Source organism: Erythrobacter sp. JB1-4 (assembly GCF_057365025.1).
The window spans coordinates 635,446-652,768 of sequence record NZ_CP200292.1 but is presented as its reverse complement, the minus strand read 5'-3'; the positions used below and the strand labels follow the sequence as shown (position 1 = coordinate 652,768).

Here is a 17,323-nt window from a genome sequence, read left to right as displayed (position 1 = left end):
ATTCTCCGCAATCCATCGTATGGATGATTCATTCTGTCGTCATTCATGTGGGTGAGAGCAGTTGCGTGCTGGCATGGATCACACACTCGCGCTAACCCACAATCAGTATGGTTAAACCCAATCCTCCCGGTGGTATCCTTGATGGGCCGCGTCATTTCTACGCCGTTCGCGTTTATTATGAGGACACCGATCTTTCCGGAATAACCTATCACGCCAATTACTTGCGCTGGTTTGAGCGCGCGCGCTCGGACCTTTTGCGCTTGCTTCAGATTGATCAACGCGCCGCGATTGAAAGCGGGGCCAATGGCGGGGATGGGGGCGCATATGCGCTCTCCGAGGTGAACCTCAAATACTTGCGCCCTGCGCGGCTTGACGATGATGTGGTGATCGAGACGACCTGCACCGAGCTTGGTGCGGCCTCGTGCCGGATGCACCAGATTGCCAGAAGGGGCGATGAGGTGCTGTGCGAGGCCTCTTTGCGCGTTGGCTTTATCTCCCTCGACGGACGCCCCAAGCGCCAGCCTGCCCCATGGCGCGCCGCCTTTAAGAACTTCATGGACCAGAAGGACACTAACGAGTGACTTTGACCTTTCTAACCGCAGTTGCAGCACAGGCAGCAGGCCCTACGCGGCTTGACCCGCTGGAGCTGTTTTTTGACGCCGATATCATTGTCCAGATGGTGATGGCGGGGCTCATTATCGCCAGCATCTGGAGCTGGGCGATTATCGTCTCCTTTGTGCTGCGTATGAGCAAATTGAACGGGGCAAGCCGCGAATATGAAAGCGATTTCTGGTCGACCAATGATCGCGAAGGCATGCTTTCCAAGGGTAAGCGATCAAAGATTCCCTCCGCGCGCGTTGCGGGCGCTGGGCTTGATGAATGGAAGCGTTCCACCAAGAACGGTGCACCCGATAAAGCGGCAGCGCGCGAACGCATCGGTCAGGCGATGGAAAGCCAGGTCGCGGAAGAAGCCGACGATTTGGCGGGCAAGCTCACCTTCCTTGCAACCACCGGTTCGGTTGCGCCTTTCGTAGGGCTGTTCGGCACCGTTTGGGGCATCATGAACAGCTTCTTCCAAATCGGCGCGCAGCAATCCGCGTCGTTGAGCGTTGTGGCTCCCGGTATCGCAGAGGCTTTGTTTGCAACAGCAATCGGCCTGTTTGCAGCGATCCCGGCGGTGATTTTCTACAACCGCTTCTCCGGCTCAGTGAACCAATACGAGGCCAAGCTTGGGCGTTTTGCCGATAAGGTGCACGCAGGGCTGAGCCGCGAATTGGATAAAGTGTGATGGGGATGGGAGTAGCCTCTTCCGGTCGCAGGCGGGGCAAGCGCACCCGCCGCGCGGCTATGGCAGAGATCAACGTCACGCCGCTGGTCGATGTGATGCTCGTGCTGCTTATCATCTTTATGGTGACCGTGACGCTGCCAGCAGTAGGCGTGCCGATTGAGCTTCCCGAAAGCCGCGCCAACCCGGTTGAGGAATTGCCCGACCAGATCAACATCTCGGTTGGCAATGACGGGCAGATTTATATCGAAAACGAGCCCGTGGTCGCAGGCGGCTTTGCCGATGCGCTTGCCTCTGTGCGCCGCAATGATGGCGAACAACCGGTGATCGTCCTTCGCGGCGACACAGCGCTTGATTACGGACGGGTCATGGCGGTCATGGGTGAACTCAACCGAGCTGGCTTCACATCGATTTCATTGGTCACCGACGGTTCAGACGTGGCCCCATAGTTCTGGGCACCATATTTTTGGGCACGATAGTTTTGGACCCCATAGGTTTGGGCGCCATAACTGCGGGGCGTATTCAAGAGGAAGCATGAGCAAGCGGACCATTCAAACAGACGACGGCATCGGGTTTGGTGTTGCTATCGTCTTGCATGCCGTTTTGGCAGCGGTCCTGGTTATGCAATTTCAGACCGCAAAGCCGCTGACATTCGGGGGCGACGGCGCGATCACTGTGACGATTGAGGATGGAACGGAGCCTGCGGGCAGTTCGGCGGCGCTGGGGATACCTGACGCTCTCGATACGCTCGAAGAACCGGTTGCCCAAACGCCATCTGTGGAAGATGAACCGGTGCCCCAAGAAGAGCCCGCCCCTCAAGCACGCCGACCAGACCCACGGCCAACAACGCGGCCTGAAAGCACCCCCCAACCAAGCTCTCGTGGACAGCAAACAGGACAACGCGACGGTACGCGCAACACCGGCTTTGATGATGCGTTTGGCGAAGACGAAGGCGCTGGCAGTTCTGAGGCGGTTGAGGCGGATATTAAGATCAGCATTGCAGGCCAAGTGGCTCCCAAATGGAACCGGTGCCGCGTGACGGGTCTGGACATTGATAAACTAAGCGTCACAGTGCCCTTTAACATGGACCGCAGCGGCAAGATCACCAATATCGGTGAGCCGCGCCTAAGGGGCGAAAATGCCAGTAATGCGGCGCAAACCGGACGGTTTAAAGAATGCGCTGTGCGAGCGCTGCGTCTTGTAGGAACGTTTCAAGGGCTCCCGCCAGAGCACTACAATTTGTGGCGCAAACGTGAATTTAGATTTGTGAAGAAATAGGTTGAAAAGACAGGCTATGCGAATTCTTCTTACCCTTTCAGCAATTGCGGCGCTTGGCGTTGCCCCGGGCTTACACGCTCAAGATGAGGCGGCGACTGGCACTACTGACAGCGCTGTTGGCTCCGCCTTCTTGGATGATCCAGTGGAACCCGGCGCGACAGATCAGGCCGACGACGATACGGTTGTTGGCACTGAAACAGTTGTGGGATCGCTCGATGGAGACGATCTTGAAATCGCCATTGCCGCCTTTGCGCCTGATCGCGATGTTGCAACGCCTGCCAATGCCAACGGCACACGGGCATTGGGGATGGAGCTTTCCCGCGTCATCACAGCCAACCTTCGCAACAATGGCCTTTTCCGCCCGACGGGTCCCGATAGCCTGCCGCGTCCATCTTTTGCGCAGATCAAAGCGCCCAGATGGGGCGATTGGACAAGGCGCGATAGCGAGATGCTTGTGCAAGGATACGTCCAGGCACGCGATGATGGCAGGCTTGTTGTCGGGTGCTATCTGTTCGACGTCGCGCTCCAGGAAGAGCTCATCCGCGAAGGATACGTGGTGCGCCCTGCCGACTGGCGGCGCGCTGCGCACAAGTGTTCTGACCTCATCTATGCGCGGCTGACGGGTGAAGACCCCTTCTTTGACAGCCGCATCGCTTATATCGCTGAAACAGGTCCCAAGGATAACCGGGTCAAGCGATTGGCGGTTATGGATTCGGACGGCGCAAACCACCGGTTCCTGACACTGGGCAGCGCAACGGCGCTCACCCCCGGTATTCGCCCGATTATTCGAAGATCATGTATCTGTCCTATGTCGATGGAAACCCGCGCATCTATGTCTATGACATCGGGACGGGCAAACAAACGCTGGTGACCGAGAACCAGAACCCGACGCTTGCGCCGCGTTGGGCACCTGATGGGCGCTCTATCCTCTATTCCATGGCTGTCGCTGGCAACACCGACATTTACCGGGTGTCCGTCAACGGCGGCACAGCGACGCGCCTGACCGACACGCCGGGAATTGATATTGGCGGGTCCTATTCACCCGATGGTCGCCGCATCGTGTTTGAAAGCGATCGTTCCGGCACGCAGCAATGCTATGTGATGGATGCAGATGGCACAAACCAACGCCGGATCAGCTTCTTTGGAGGGCGCTGTGCGACCCCTGAATGGAGCCCGCGCGGTGATCAAATCGCGTTCACTCGTATCGCTGGTGACTTTAATGTTGCTGTGATGACACCGGGCGGCGGTAACCTCCGGGTGCTTACGGACGGATGGCAAGATGAGGCACCCACCTGGGCCCCTAATGGCCGCATCATCCAGTTCTTCCGGACGGCGCGCGGCTCTGGTCGCTCTTCGCTGTGGCAGGTTGATTTGACCGGCCGCAATGAAAGGCGACTTCCCACCCCGGTGGATGCCTCTGACCCCGCTTGGGGCCCTATTCGTCCTTAAGTGTTCTTAAGGCGGCTGGACGCCCCCGTAAGCCGCGTGTAAATCCCTCGTAAATCTGGGGGCTGCATTAGGTGTTGACCCCCTAGACTGGCCTGCGCATGATCGCAGTGTCCAAAATCGGAGAGTAAATTGATGACCTTCTCTGCAACAAAGACCGCTACAATTGTCCTGATGACGTCTGCTCTGGCTTTAGGGGCCTGTTCCAAAAAGGCGCCGCCCGAGCTTCCTCCGGTGCCTTCTGCAACGCCTGCACCAACGGCCACCGCGACCGCCGCGCCGACGACGCAAACAGGTCCACGCGTTGGCTCTCAAGCACACTTTGAAAATGCTGTTGGCTCTTCGACAACCGTATATTTTGACACCGACCGGTTTAACATTGACGCCGCCGATGCCGCCGCACTTCAGGTGCAGGCGCAATATTTCGCTCAGTTCAGCCAGATCACCTTCACCATAGAGGGCCACACCGATGAACGCGGCACGCGCGAATACAACCTTGCTTTGGGCGAACGACGCGCGAACGCTGCAAAGAATTATCTGGTGAGCCTTGGTGTCAGTCCAAACCGCATTCGCACGGTAAGCTATGGCAAAGAGCGCCCGGTGGCGCTTGCGTCAAACGCCAACGCTTGGGCACAAAACCGCCGCGCGGCCAGTGTCATTATCAATTAAGGCTGATTGATTTGAGAATTTGGCGCGCTCGCTCTTGATAAAGGGCGGGCGCGTTTTCTTTTGGGCCCGTTACTTTTTTGGCCCGTCACTCGGCCTGAGTGAGCACCTGCACAATCGGGCCTTCACTGGTGCCAAGGCGCAGCTCGTTTTCACCGCCAGCGCGCACAAACAAACACAGGCAAACCAGCGCGAAGGCGCTGAAGAGGCTGGAGATTTGGAGTTGCTGGCTCATGGTCGAAAGGCTCTTTGGTGTGTGACGAAGCGTATGTCGCTCTATGGGATATCTATGAATGATCTATTGCAATGCAACATTTCATTTCGCAACTTGTTCCTGAGTGACTTACTTACCTTTCATTTACGAGCTAGCTCGCTTAGATGATGCGCGTGATGTTTCCGATGAATGACATTTGTGTGATGTTAGAGGCGTATCATGCCTAAAGCGCGCCGATCCAATGATTGGGGTTTCCCAAGGTGGCGCGGGTATGAGGAATCGCGCGACGCGGTCAATGTGCGCCTATGCGATCGACACGGCTGCGAGGAGCCCGGCGATTGCCCAGCCCCCAAAGCCCCAAACAGCCCCGATAAGTGGTATTTCTGCCAGCGCCATGCTGCGGAATACAATTCCAAATGGGACTATTTCGAAGGCCTCGACAAGGCGGAAAAAGCCGCGCGCGCGAAGGAAGAACGCCAGCAATCTGAAGGCTACGCGGAAAGCTCGCACTATGGCTGGACTGGCTCTGGAGATGGCTCGCGCAGCGCCGATGAGATGCGCGCGTTAGAGTTGCTGGGACTTGAGGCTGACGCGGATTTTGCCGCGATCAAAAAGGCTTACCGGGCCAAAGCCAAGCTGGTTCACCCCGATGTGAAACCGGGCGATGATGAGGCGGCAGAAGAGTTTCAGAAGCTTCAGCTTGCCTATGATGTCTTACGAATGGCCGAAGAGCGCCGCGAATGGAAGGGTTAGTCTAAATGCGTATTCTCAGCTTTGCTGCGAGCAACTCCAGCGTTTCTATCAACCGTCAATTGGTCGAATACGCCGCCAGTCTCGCCCCTGCCTTTGCGAAGGGCGCTGAGATCGAATTTCTCGACATTCATGATTATGAAATGCCAATTTATCGCCATGACCGCGAAGAGGAGAGCGGCATCCCGCAATTGGCGCATGATTTCCTTGCCAAAATCGCAAGCGCGGACGCGCTGATCATCTCCTTTGCTGAACACAACAGCGCATACACAGCCGCGTTCAAGAACCTGTTTGACTGGTGCAGCAGGGTGGGGCGCGAAGTGTGGCAGGGAAAGCCTATGGTGCTGCTTGCAACGTCACCAGGTGGCCGGGGCGGCAAGAGCGTCCTTGAATTTGCCGTCGATGCAGCGCCGCGATTTGGAGGAGAGGTGATAGGGCATTTGTCTGTCCCAAGCTTTGGTGAGACGTTTGACACAGACGCAGGCAAGCTTGTCGATGAGGCGTTGGATGCTGAGCTGCGCAAACTCGTCTCGAAACTTTTGGATGCCCAGACCCAAAGCTAGTCTCCAGATTTATTCGGCCGGTTCAACGACAAGAGATTTCACCTCGTCAAAATTGCCAGATGCAAGATCGTGTGCGGTGATCCAATATTGAAACACGCGTCCGCCAAAGTTGTGTTGCGGTCCTGCGCCGCTGGGCAGTTCCAACAAGAGCAAATGATCATGCAGCTCCCCGCCGTCGGCTTCGGCGCTGTAGGTTGCAGGGCCGAAAATGCGCGCTGGTGTTGTTGCTCTGATACGCGATGCGCCAAATGTGTGGTCATCTTGTGCCAATTCCGTCGCAAGGGCATGCTCATGCATCGCCTCATCAATCCACTGCGCAGGAATGTTGCTTAGCGCCTCGCTGCTTACGCTGAGGCTGAGATCGACCGCTTCCTCGACGATGGCTGATAAATCGGAATCGAGCACGCCTTTGCGTTCATCAAACCATTGCCAGATATCATCGGCAATCGACTGATCCAACTTTGTACCACATGACCGCTGAGTGCCGAGCATGTAAATCTCTTTGGCTTCCTGCGCCCAACCATCAAATTGATCTGCGCGCTCTTGAGACGAGAGGCCGGGGTAGAGCGTTTCAGCGAGGAAATCATCGGGCGACTCAAGCGCGTCGATCATGCGGCTGGCGATAATCCGGATCGCGCCAAAGTCATGAGGGAATGCAGGGAAGGGGCGGCCGATATTGTGATACACGCTCACCGTGTCAGTGAGCGGTTCTTTTACAGCCACGCCGCTTTTTTGAATATCGAGAAGCGCCTCGCTGACCGCGTCATCTGACCAGAATTGATTGTCGCTTGCGCTAAGTTCAGGTCCAGAGTGCGTTCCCGTTTCAGTGCCAGAGGAAGGGTAGGCAAACGCAACTGGCTCGAATGGGAACCGGGGTAGCATGCGCGGTGCAAAGTCGTCTGCATTCTCGACTTTGGGGGTGCAGCCGGTCATCACATGAGCGCTGTTGGTGCCAAGTGCCGGGCCTGCATCTTTGGGGACTTCGATTGGTTTCCAACCCTGTACGGGGCCGCGCAAATGCATGAATGTATGGCTTGCTAGGAAGTCATCATCGGGGTCGCGGTCGAAGTTGATGAAGCAATAGAGCACGCCGTTGGTCGGCAAAAGGCCGGTTGCGTCTTGTTCTGACAATTGCGCGCAGTCCCACTGCATTACGAATTGCAGCGGGGCACCGCCCTGAGCTGCGCGTTCGCGCGGCCATTGAAAATCCTCTGGACCAATCGGCTGCCCACCAAAGAAGGACAATCCATCTTTGCCAGGGGATTGCGGCATGAATTGGCGAAACACGATGGGATGCTTTTGCGCTGCGATTGTTTCTGTACAAAGCGGTGGGAGAGCGGCTGCTGCGTCTTCGGCGTCTCCTCCGTTTTCGAGGCCGTCATTTGGGCCATCATCCGGGCCCTCTTCATGGCCCTCGTAGTCATCCTCAGCGCTCTCTTCAATCAACTGGGAGGCTGTAACAGCGCCCATCGCTGCTGCGCCCGCTGCACCAGCGACGGCTAGGGCGTCTGAGGGTGTAGCGTCGCTTGCGCTCTCGATGTGGGTGTCTTCATCAAGGTCAAAGTCATCATCGAAGGTTTCTGCATTGACCGCCGCGTCGTCGGTTAGGCCTTCTTCGTGAGCGAGCCCAGAATTGTCAGAGTCTGTATCAACAGAGTCTGTATCAACAGCGTCTGCATCGACAGCATCTGTGTCTTCAGCATCTGCATCGGCTACAAGATCGAGATCATCCTCGACGGGTTCGAATTCGGCCTCATCGGGCTCATCTTCACCTTCAAGCTCGTGATATTCCTCAAATTCCGCTTCCTCAACCTCAGACTGCCCGAAGCTTTCGTCCAGTTGTGTCTCCGGTTCGGCGTCCTCGTTCTCGTCCTCGTCATCGTCCTCGTCGCCCATGGGTTTGCCTGAAGGCGTCCCATCATCGCGTTCTGCTCCGGCAACAAGCGAACGGCGGCGTCCCCGTGGCTGAGGAGCGGGTTCATGGAGAGCTTTCGCACTTGATGCGGGCTCTTCGACTTCGACAGGGAGGTCTGCGGCCTCATCGATAGCAACCGCGGGTGCGGCCTTGCCCGTTCCCCTGCTTTTGCGCCGCAGTAAAAGGAATATTGCACCGCCAACCGCAAGCAGCAAACCAAACGCCATAAGGCCCAAAGGGGCGTAAAGCCCTGAGCTGATTATCGCGATAAGAATGTCAAAGCGCATTACAGTATCCCTACATGAGATAGGCCCTGCTAAGAGCCCAACCGTTTACACGATAGGCTCGAAACTAGGGTCGTTAACTGCCTGCACCTAGTAAAAACTGATCAACTCATAGTTAACGCGTTAGGTTGATTTTTCCCAATTTTTTGGCAGCTGCGTTCACAACTCAATCCTCGCTTGCTGCACGTTTGGGGTTCTTTGAGCTTGTGTTGATTGAAGGCGGCGGATTGTCGTTCCACCACGGCGTATCAGTCCAAGGGCGCACATCCACCTCAAAACTCCAGCAGCTGCGGTGTTGGTGGGCAAGATGCCAATAAGTCTCTGCCAGCGCGGCTGGGTCGAGGATACCATCCTCGCCCTTAGAGGCTTTGTAGGCCTCAAATTTATCCCCAAGCAGGCGGCCCAGCGTATCAGGCGCATCGACCGGGCCATCGACGACAATGTGGCTGATATGAATGCCTTGGGGCGCAAATTCGGCGTTGAGCGTCTGGCACAGCATGCGCCTGCCACCAATCGCGGCGGCGTGACTGTGTTGCCCTGCATTGCCCCGCATTGCCGAGGTGGCTGAGGTCACAAGCAGCGCCCCGCGGCCTCTCTCGATCATCGCGGGTAGCATCGCCTGAGCCAGACGGAAGAGCGCGAAAGACGTCATGCGCCAGCCCAGCTCGAAGGCTTTGTGAGGCGTGTCGAAGAATGGGCGATTGCCGATTTGTGCGCCCAGGTTGAAAAGGCATACCTCGATAGGTCCGATATCGCGCTCGGTTGCTTCAACGAGCTCTTCGATGGTGCCGTCCTTTGTCGCGTCAATCAGCACCCCGGTCGCGCTGCCGCCTTCGGCCTCAATTTCTGAGACGAGGCGGTCAAGGCCCTCTTGGTCAGAGCGCCGCGCAAGGACCGCGTGATAGCCCCCATTGGCAAAGCGTTTGGCGGTATTGCCGCCAATCCCAGCGCCCGCGCCAAGGATAAGGCAGACCTTTTTAGGCTCGCTCATGCTGACACCCTTTCAGCCGCCATCATCGCCTCATGCCGTTCAAACCAATGCTCGCCTTGCGCCGCACTAATCTGGCCCGCTTGGACCATGCAGGTGCAATCCGTCATGCCTCTCTCCCAACTCGTATCAAGAGAGGTTAGTCTGGAAATCAGACGTGGTCTAGGGCCTCGTTCTTGCCATCAGACGCTCTAAGGGAGGTAAGGTCAAATCCCGCAGCCCATCGATGGGTTCGCCGGGCCGCGTTTTGAGCTGCTCTTCGCTGCATCCCCCGGCAAGCAGCGCAGCCGCAGTCGCGTCATTCTTGGTCAAAGAGCCTAGCACGCGCGGAAAATTGAGCATTCCATCATCGCAGCGGGCATAATCACGCTGATCGGCGAAGCGTTCCTGGATGAGAATAAGCGCCGCCTGCTCGTCTTCATCAATTGCAGCCTGATAAATCAGCAGGTCGATATGGCTGTCAAAGCCAAACCGAAATCCCCGTGGCGCGTGACGAATATAATCGAGATAGCGCGTTGCCGTGTCCTTGGCGTACTCAAGCTCGCCGCGATTTATGGCTGCAACGATCATGTCCTCGCTCTGATCGCTGAAACGCATGGCGTTTTTCTCGCCGTCAAAGCCACCCAGATTTTCCCGCGCCTCTTCGAGCAAGGCCTTAGCCTGATCCCATTCACCCAATTTGATCAGCGCCTGCCCGCGATTGTGATAGGCAAAGGACAGGCGAAATTCGTCGAACTCATACAGGTCACTCTTGATGACGGTGATGAGCTTCTCACTTGTTGCAGCGGCGCCTGCCCAATCTTCAAAATGACGCTGCGCGTTGAGTTTGAGCTCAAGCGATTTGATCAGGAAGTATTCTTCCAGCGGCCATTGAGGCGTCCCGATGGCGGCGATGCCCTCATCAGCAAGCGCAATCGCCTTGCGCCGGTTCTCGGCTCTGTCACCGCTTGGCTCCTGATAGGCGTAGTCAGCAAGCAAGAACATTTGCGCCGCGCGCAGGACCGGCCAGCAGGTAAGCGCTGCCTGATCGAGGTCATACTGGCTGCTCACACCGCACATGGCCGTATCGCTGCGCTGATCTTCAGGGATAGTGTGCTTGAGGATCGGCGGATCGGCCCACTCCAGCAGAGTTTGGCCCTCGGCTGGAGGGGTGTCGGGAAATTCAAACTCAAACTGTGCGGCTGCGGGTGTTGCGCTCAAAAACGCGCTTGAGAAAACGAGCCCCGCAGCCACCAATGTTATATCGAATATGCGCGCCATAGCGCTATTTAAACATGCTCAAGCGCCTGCTCAAAGTCCGCAATGAGATCATCCGCATCTTCGATCCCGATGCTGATCCGCACAAGGCTGTCCGTAATGCCAAGCGCCGCGCGGCGTTCTTCAGGCACGGACAGGTGGGTCATTGAGGCGGGGTGGCTTGCCAGTGTCTCGGTTCCGCCAAGGCTAACCGCGAGTTTCGCGATTTGCAGATTGTCGAGGAAGCGGAAGCATTCTGCCTCGCCGCCTTGCAGAAATACGCTGAAGGTGGAGCCTGCGCCAAGGCAATGGCGATCGTAGATATCTTGTTGGCTCGCATCCTCGATCATACCGAGATAGCCAAGCGCCGTCACCTTGGGGTGGTCTTTGAGAAACGCGCACACCTTCGCCGCGTTTTCGCCCGCGCGTGCCATGCGCAGTTCGACCGTTTCAAGCGAGCGCAGAAGCATCCAAGCCGTGTTGGGATCAACAATGCCGCCCATGGTGTTTCTCAGAGCGCGCACCGGGTCCATCCACTTCTTCGCCCCCGCAATAGAGCCTGCGACCAAGTCGGAGTGCCCGCCGACATATTTGGTGAGCGAGTAGGCAACGATATCCGCACCGTGATCGAGCGGGCGCTGCCACAGTGGCCCGAGGAACGTGTTGTCGATGGCGATGGGGCAGGGTTTGCCAAGCACCTTGTCGCGCGCCGCCTTCACCGCCTGCACATCCACAAGAGCATTGGTCGGATTGCCCGGGCTTTCGAGATAGATCATCGCGACCTTGCCGCCGTTTTCGCCGGCCTGACATTTCGCTTTGCTGATAACCTCTTCGATTTCCTCGGGCGAAGCGCCCGCAGGGAAATCGACATAGGTGACGCCGAATTTGGAGAGGACTTTGGCCACAAACCCTTCCGACGCTGCATAAAGCGGCCCGGAGTGCACGATGACATCACCTTGGCTCACATAAGCCATCATCAGGATGCAGATCGCGGTCATACCGGATGAGAAGGTGAGCGCGTCTTCTGCCCCGTCCCAAATGGCTAGGCGGTCCTCGAGGATTTCCTGATTGGGCCCATTGAAGCGCGAATAGACAAGGCCCTCCGCGCCGCCTTCGCGTTTGCCGGTGATGCCTTCGAAATGCCGCTTACCGTCGGCGGCGCTCGGGAAGGCGAAGGTGGATGTTAGGAAAATCGGCGCTTTGAGCGAACCTTCTGACAGCGTTGGATCATAGCCATGGCCCATCATCAGCGTCGATGGTTTCAATGGACGCCCGCCGATTTCGGTGCGCTCAGGCTTTGGATTGCGGCGCGGGGTTGGTTTGTCGGTTGCGTCAATTGCATCAGTCACGAGGCTGATTTCCTTCCTAAGTACGCGTCCCTAGGAAGGCAGGGACTTCACATATTTGAGGGCCTAAGGGGCGCCCGCTTCTAACCTCCGCAGAAGCGCCTCTCCCCATCCGCCATGTGCGCGTTGGAGTATATTTCGAACCGGTTTCATGTGCAACCGGATTCATCAGGGTCATCCCCGAGCGTGATACGGGCATGTGCGGACTGGAGCTTTGCTGCATTGGGGCTGTTCCTAAGGCAAAGGCGTTAAGGAAAACTGCCCTTTAGGTGCCGCATTCTAGACCAGCGCCGCGATGCCCCAAACAACGCCAACGATCATAAAAATTCCCACAATATCAAGCACAAGACCAGCGCGCACGAGCTTCTCAATCCTAAGCCGCCCGGTACTCCACGCAATCGCATTGGGTCCAGTGCCCGCAGGCAGGATAAAGCCCCAGCTTGCCGCAAGCGCTGCTGGCATAGCGATGAGGATCGCCGCCTCTCCTAGGCCTAGTCCCGCTGCAAGGCTGGCGACAACGGGGATGATCGCGCTTGCTGTGGCGACGTTGCTGGCAAACTCCGTGACCAGAACAACCATCGCCACCGCCGCTAGAGCCACGACAACCAGCGGGAACGTTTCAAGCGGTAGGAGCGATTGTCCAAGCCAATCCGCAAGCCCGCTGGCTTGCATCCCTGCCGCCAATGCCAAGCCGCCGCCGAACATGAGGATCACCCCCAAGGTGCGCGGTCGGCTTCGCGCCAGCTCAACAGAGGACGGGTCTTGCCGTCCTCGCGGGTTCCATCAGGTAAGAGGAACAGGGCAAGCGCCGCGATCACCGCAATCGTCCCATCGGTCCAGCTTCCTTCCGGTAGGTAAGGGGCGACCCAGCGCCGCGTCATCCAAAGGGCGAAGGTAATCGCGATAATCGGCACAAGCCGCTTTTCAGCAGGGCTCCATGCTGAATGATCATCAATCGCCGCGCGCGCAGCGGACACATCAAAGGGGTGATCCGCGACCCTTTGCACCCGCGCCACGATCAGGCAGGCGAGCGGCACTCCAAGCAGCACAATCGGCAGGCCAAACATCATCCATTCGGCAAAGCCAATCTGGAGACCGATCATATCGTCAAGCAGCTGCACCGCGATCCCATTGGTCGGTGAGCCGACAATAGTTCCAAGCCCGCCAATGGTCGCTCCAAAGGCGATGCCCATGGGCAGCGCTCCGTAAATGCCGTCTGTTTCAATCGGGCCGTCCGCGCTCTGCAAGGAGGCTCCACCAGCCAGCACGGCCAGCGCCATGGGCATCATGATAAGCGTCGTCGAGGTGTTGGAGATCAGCCCTGAGAGGATCGCCGCGCTGATCATAAAGGCGAACAGTAACCGCACTTGCCCACCGCCCGAGCCAATCGTCTTGAGAATCGCAAGGCTCAGCCGTCGGTGCAATCCAGTGCGTTCAATCGCCAGCGCAATAAACGCACCCCCGAGCAGCAGAAACAGGATCGGCGCATAATATGCGCTCGCCGTCTCACGCGCGGTCATCACCCCGGCAAGAGGGAGGATCACAAAGGGAAGCAGCGCAGTCACAGGCAGCGGCACCGCCTCTGTCATCCACCATGCCGCCATCCACACAACCAGCCCCGCCACAAGCCAGCCTTGCGGCTCCATCCCGGCAGGGGCGGGAGCGAGGGCAGTGATGGCGAGGGCGATTGGCCCCAGAAATAGGCCGATTTGTCTGGCAGTCATATTGAGCTTTGCCGTCCTCGCTTTGTCTAGGCCCTTAGGGGTTTCGCCTAAAGTGCCAGCTTTGCCCGCAAGCGCAAGCACTTAGCCAGCGTGGCTGTGGACCGATTGATTGATGTGCGCACAAAAGCGGTTAGATTGAAGCGATGAGAGAAGAGCGCCCGATCGATCTATTGCCCAAGACCGCCCCGCTTGCCCCCTTAGTGGCGACGTTAGCGGCTGCGTTTCAGGATGATCCGGGCCTCAGCTATGTTGTGCCCTATGCCGTCAAGCGCCGCGCTATGCTCCCCGGTTTCTTCAAAGTAATGGCCGAGCAATCGCGCCGCTATGGCGAGATTTTGGCCTCGCCCGATGGGGGCGCTGCAAGCTTGTGGTATCCACCGGGCAAGGTGCGCGAAGGACTGTTTGCGGGCCTCTATGACAATCTTCGGATGCTGGCAGGTTTCCGGTCCGACTTACCGCGCGGGCTTAAGGTGGCTGAGGAAATGTACAAACGCCACCCAAGCCCGCAGCCATATTCTTATCTTCGCTATGTCGGCGTTGCGCCCGAGGCTCAGGGCAAGGGTTGGGGCGGCGCGATAGTGCGCGCTGGCATCGCGCGGGCGGCAGAGCAGGGCACAGGCGTGCTGCTGGAAACCGCGACGCCAGATAACGTCGCGATTTACACCCGGCTTGGTTTTGAGATTTTGGAAGAGTGGGAGGTGCCGGGACCCAAAAACGAGAGGGGGCCAAAGTTCTGGACCATGGTGCGTGAACCCGACTGACCTTTACAGTTTAACGGTGCTGGTCACGCAGGTTTGCTCCGTATCCTCTTCATAATCAGCATCCCAATCGCCATTGCGATCCTCGAAATTGTCCCACAATTCCTTTCTCGGATCGTAAAAACACGCGCGCTGTTCCATGTGGGTCCGGTCTACCAGATGCCATTTTCCGGCTAAGTCGCGCTGAACCGACACCACGATGACACTGTCTTTGATGTATTGTGCATGTTGGATCACTCTGAACGTCTGCCTGCCGATATTCGGAGAATCGCCAAGGGGCTGAACTGGGTCGAGCGTTAGATCGAAAAACGAATTCATGCAGATGTGTTCTGGCGGGCAAGGCGGGCTTCCGACAAATTCCATTGCGACGACGCGGGCAGTGTAAACCGCTGTTGCGTCTTCATCCCATTCGATCGGCTTGTCAGCTTTGGCAGCGTTGCCAAACAAAAGGGCGAGAGCGCCTAACGCTCCCGCCCTGAATTGTCTCATGATCGTCAAGCCTCAGGCTTTACTTCGGCGCCAGAACCATCAGCATCTGACGGCCTTCGAGGCGAGGAAATGCCTCAACCTTGGCGGTCTCTTCGACGTCTTCCTGCACGCGCTTGAGCAAATCCATGCCCAGATGCTGGTGCGCCATTTCGCGGCCGCGAAAACGAAGGGTGACTTTCACCTTGTCGCCATTGTCGATGAACTTGTTCAGGTTGCGCATCTTCACATCATAATCGTGCGTATCGATGTTGGGACGCATTTTGATCTCTTTGATGTCCTGCGTTTTCTGGGTCTTACGCGCAGCGTTGGCCTTTTTCTGGGCCTCATAACGATACTTGCCAACATCGAGGAATTTGCACACGGGCGGGTCCGCGTTGGGGGACACTTCGACGAGGTTCAGGCCCTTCTCATTCGCCTGTTCCATCGCTTCGCGTGTGAACATCAAGCCAAGGTTTTCGCCTTCATCATCGATGACGCGGACCTTGGGCACTTGAATAAAATTATCATAACGAGGGCCGCTTTTCGTTGGCGGGGCCATCTGACGCCGAGGTGGACGGGCTATGTGGGTTCTCCTGTTGTAGCCAATTTTCGAGTCTTCAATATAGGCGCAGAGCCCTGAAATTTCTAGGTGCTCGCGTCAAGCCGCCTCTCGATAAAGCGGGAATGTGACCAATTTACCCTTTGCAGGCAAAATCGCGTTGATTTCGCACGCTGGGCTAAGCGCGGCGAGGATCTCTGGCGAGCCTGCATCCATGCCGCCGGTGTAAGCCCCAAAGGCAGGCGCGATCATGCGGTCGCCGCTGCTTTTGGAGCGGCTGACCACTGCGCAGGCCCTTGCGATGTATCGGTTCCGCACCCGCACTCGCATTTTGGGGTGGTAGTGGCCCGATAGCTCCGGCCGTGTCTCACCGCTGCGCGCCTCATGACGCAGGATAACGCCCGAAACCTCAAGCTCACTAAAGCTGTCGGCTCCGAATGTGCGGTGCATCTGCTCATCGTGGTTGCCCGTGACCCACACCCATTCAACCGAGCGGATCAGCCCTTCGAGCATACCACTTGCATAAGGCTCCAACCGGTTGGTGCCTGCATCATCGTGGAAGTTGTCACCCAGAGTGATCACGCGGCGTGCACCCGTGGCTTTCAACGTGTCGGCCAAACGCTCCAACGTCTCGCGGCTGTCATAGGGCGGCAGCATCTGGCCCGATTTCGCGTACCAACTGCCTTTTTCAAGGTGGAGGTCGGCGACAAGCAGCGCCTGTTCGCGCGGCCAATAGAGCGCGCCCGATTTGGTGAGCACCATTTCCTCGCCCGCAAACTCTAGCGGAGCACCGACTGCGGTCGAGGCAGAATCAGATTGGAACGAAACGGGAACCATGCGCCCTTTTGACCCTCATGCTCCAGTTTGACAAGTGTCAAAGCGGGTGGACACAAAAGGTGTCATGGGGCACATGCGATTTAGATAAAGGACAGGGATACACACATGAGCGATTGGTCAGGTCACACGGGGCGTGCGAAGGAATGGTTTGAGAGCCTGCGCGACCAAATCTGCGCGGCTTTTGAAAGCATTGAGCGTGAGGCCGGTTCGGATGCAAGCTTTCAATACACGCCGTGGGAGCGTGAGGAAGAGGGTAATGCTGACCCCGGCGGCGGCGTTCAGGGCCTGATGAAGGGGAAGGTGTTTGAGAAGGTCGGCGTCAATGTTTCGACAGTGCGCGGAAGTTTCTCGGAAGCCTTTGCCGACCAAGTGAATGGCGCGAGCGCTGAGCACCCTGAGTTTACCGCAACTGGCATCAGCCTGGTTGCCCATATGCACAACCCGCATGTGCCCGCCGTCCATATGAACACGCGGTTTTTGACCACGCAGGCGGCTTGGTTTGGCGGGGGAGCTGACCTCAATCCGCCTCTGCCTTACGAGGAAGACACCGAGGAGTTCCACGCCTCCATGCGCGCGGCCTGTGCGGCCCATAACCCGACCTATTATGAGAAGTATAAAAAGTGGGCGGACGATTATTTCTACATCCCTCACCGCGAAGTGCACCGGGGCGTGGGCGGGATCTTCTACGACCACCTCACGTGCGAGGATGATGCGAGCTTTGACCGCAATTTCGCCTTTACACAGGATGTTGGGAAAGCGTTTCTCGATATCTATCCCAAGCTTGTGCGCAAACGCATGGGGAGCGAGTTCACCGAGACGCAAGTCACACAGCAGCTCGAATATCGCGGGCGTTATGCGGAGTTTAACCTCGTCTATGACCGGGGCACGATCTTTGGGCTTAAGACCGGCGGCAACATCGATGCGATCTTGATGAGCCTGCCGCCCCGCGCTGAATGGAGCTAGCCGAGGAGAGCTAGCGGCTTATCGCTAGTGTTGGCTAAAGCGG

17 protein-coding genes and 2 pseudogenes are annotated in these 17,323 nt (G+C 57.5%); 10 read left to right on the top strand and 9 right to left on the bottom strand.

Features of this window, described 5'->3' with window-relative positions:
- The first annotated feature begins 107 nt into the window (after positions 1 to 107).
- The 6 genes and pseudogenes from AC0V61_RS02940 (at position 108) to pal (ending at position 4,678) form a co-directional block, all read left to right on the top strand.
- Positions 108 to 581: a YbgC/FadM family acyl-CoA thioesterase gene (locus AC0V61_RS02940; RefSeq protein WP_486155783.1), complete on the top strand. Its 474-nt coding sequence runs from the start codon at positions 108 to 110 to the stop codon at positions 579 to 581.
- A 2-nt stretch (positions 582 to 583) separates the two neighbouring features.
- Positions 584 to 1,288 (top strand): protein TolQ, encoded by a 705-nt coding sequence (gene tolQ / locus AC0V61_RS02935; RefSeq protein WP_486159435.1) that lies wholly within the window; start codon positions 584 to 586, stop codon positions 1,286 to 1,288.
- A complete protein-coding gene (locus tag AC0V61_RS02930; protein ID WP_486155782.1) occupies positions 1,288 to 1,734 on the top strand; it encodes an ExbD/TolR family protein in 447 nt (148 codons plus the stop codon). The genes tolQ and AC0V61_RS02930 overlap by 1 nt, the downstream gene beginning before the upstream one ends.
- 85 nt (positions 1,735 to 1,819) lie before the next feature.
- A complete protein-coding gene (locus AC0V61_RS02925) occupies positions 1,820 to 2,563 on the top strand; it encodes a hypothetical protein (RefSeq protein ID WP_486155781.1) in 744 nt (247 codons plus the stop codon).
- Between the two features lie 16 nt (positions 2,564 to 2,579).
- Positions 2,580 to 4,012: pseudogene (gene tolB / locus AC0V61_RS02920) on the top strand (Tol-Pal system beta propeller repeat protein TolB).
- A gap of 132 nt (positions 4,013 to 4,144) precedes the next feature.
- The gene (gene pal, locus AC0V61_RS02915) at positions 4,145 to 4,678 is read left to right on the top strand and encodes a peptidoglycan-associated lipoprotein Pal (RefSeq protein WP_486155780.1); all 534 of its coding nucleotides are present in this window, start codon (positions 4,145 to 4,147) and stop codon (positions 4,676 to 4,678) included.
- 85 nt (positions 4,679 to 4,763) lie between these two features.
- On the opposite strand, the gene AC0V61_RS02910 is transcribed toward pal, so the two are convergent.
- Positions 4,764 to 4,910: a hypothetical protein gene (locus tag AC0V61_RS02910; protein WP_486155779.1), complete on the bottom strand. Its 147-nt coding sequence runs from the start codon at positions 4,908 to 4,910 to the stop codon at positions 4,764 to 4,766.
- A gap of 198 nt (positions 4,911 to 5,108) precedes the next feature.
- On the opposite strand from AC0V61_RS02910, the gene AC0V61_RS02905 reads away from it, so the two are divergent.
- Positions 5,109 to 5,642: a J domain-containing protein gene (locus AC0V61_RS02905; RefSeq protein WP_486155778.1), complete on the top strand. Its 534-nt coding sequence runs from the start codon at positions 5,109 to 5,111 to the stop codon at positions 5,640 to 5,642.
- A gap of 5 nt (positions 5,643 to 5,647) precedes the next feature.
- On the top strand, positions 5,648 to 6,202 hold the full coding sequence (locus AC0V61_RS02900; protein WP_486155777.1) for an NADPH-dependent FMN reductase: 555 nt from the start codon (positions 5,648 to 5,650) through the stop codon (positions 6,200 to 6,202).
- 9 nt (positions 6,203 to 6,211) lie between these two features.
- On the opposite strand, the gene AC0V61_RS02895 is transcribed toward AC0V61_RS02900, so the two are convergent.
- The 5 genes and pseudogenes from AC0V61_RS02895 to AC0V61_RS02875 all read right to left on the bottom strand — a co-directional run bounded on the left by AC0V61_RS02895 (position 6,212) and on the right by AC0V61_RS02875 (position 13,617).
- Complete coding sequence (locus tag AC0V61_RS02895) at positions 6,212 to 8,404, bottom strand: DUF1963 domain-containing protein (protein ID WP_486155776.1); 2,193 nt, start codon at positions 8,402 to 8,404, stop codon at positions 6,212 to 6,214.
- Between the two features lie 163 nt (positions 8,405 to 8,567).
- Positions 8,568 to 9,392 (bottom strand): SDR family NAD(P)-dependent oxidoreductase, encoded by an 825-nt coding sequence (locus AC0V61_RS02890; RefSeq protein ID WP_486155775.1) that lies wholly within the window; start codon positions 9,390 to 9,392, stop codon positions 8,568 to 8,570.
- A 159-nt stretch (positions 9,393 to 9,551) separates the two neighbouring features.
- Complete coding sequence (locus AC0V61_RS02885; RefSeq protein ID WP_486155774.1) at positions 9,552 to 10,589, bottom strand: hypothetical protein; 1,038 nt, start codon at positions 10,587 to 10,589, stop codon at positions 9,552 to 9,554.
- 68 nt (positions 10,590 to 10,657) lie between these two features.
- On the bottom strand, positions 10,658 to 11,974 hold the full coding sequence (locus tag AC0V61_RS02880) for a cystathionine gamma-synthase family protein (RefSeq protein WP_486155773.1): 1,317 nt from the start codon (positions 11,972 to 11,974) through the stop codon (positions 10,658 to 10,660).
- 276 nt (positions 11,975 to 12,250) lie between these two features.
- Positions 12,251 to 13,617: pseudogene (locus AC0V61_RS02875) on the bottom strand (SLC13 family permease).
- A gap of 221 nt (positions 13,618 to 13,838) precedes the next feature.
- Between AC0V61_RS02875 and AC0V61_RS02870 the strand changes: the two are divergent.
- Positions 13,839 to 14,456, top strand: a complete 618-nt coding sequence (locus AC0V61_RS02870; protein ID WP_486155772.1) for a GNAT family N-acetyltransferase — start codon at positions 13,839 to 13,841, stop codon at positions 14,454 to 14,456.
- A 3-nt stretch (positions 14,457 to 14,459) separates the two neighbouring features.
- On the opposite strand, the gene AC0V61_RS02865 is transcribed toward AC0V61_RS02870, so the two are convergent.
- The 3 genes from AC0V61_RS02865 to pdeM all read right to left on the bottom strand — a co-directional run bounded on the left by AC0V61_RS02865 (position 14,460) and on the right by pdeM (position 16,317).
- A complete protein-coding gene (locus tag AC0V61_RS02865; RefSeq protein ID WP_486155771.1) occupies positions 14,460 to 14,942 on the bottom strand; it encodes a hypothetical protein in 483 nt (160 codons plus the stop codon).
- 19 nt (positions 14,943 to 14,961) lie between these two features.
- Positions 14,962 to 15,480, bottom strand: coding sequence for a translation initiation factor IF-3 (gene infC, locus AC0V61_RS02860; protein ID WP_486155770.1), 519 nt, complete (start codon positions 15,478 to 15,480; stop codon positions 14,962 to 14,964).
- Between the two features lie 99 nt (positions 15,481 to 15,579).
- The gene (gene pdeM, locus AC0V61_RS02855; RefSeq protein WP_486155769.1) at positions 15,580 to 16,317 is read right to left on the bottom strand and encodes a ligase-associated DNA damage response endonuclease PdeM; all 738 of its coding nucleotides are present in this window, start codon (positions 16,315 to 16,317) and stop codon (positions 15,580 to 15,582) included.
- Positions 16,318 to 16,422: 105 nt separating this feature from the next.
- Between pdeM and hemF the strand changes: the two genes are divergently transcribed.
- Positions 16,423 to 17,280 (top strand): oxygen-dependent coproporphyrinogen oxidase, encoded by an 858-nt coding sequence (gene hemF, locus AC0V61_RS02850; protein ID WP_486155768.1) that lies wholly within the window; start codon positions 16,423 to 16,425, stop codon positions 17,278 to 17,280.
- The last annotated feature ends 43 nt before the right edge of the window (positions 17,281 to 17,323 follow it).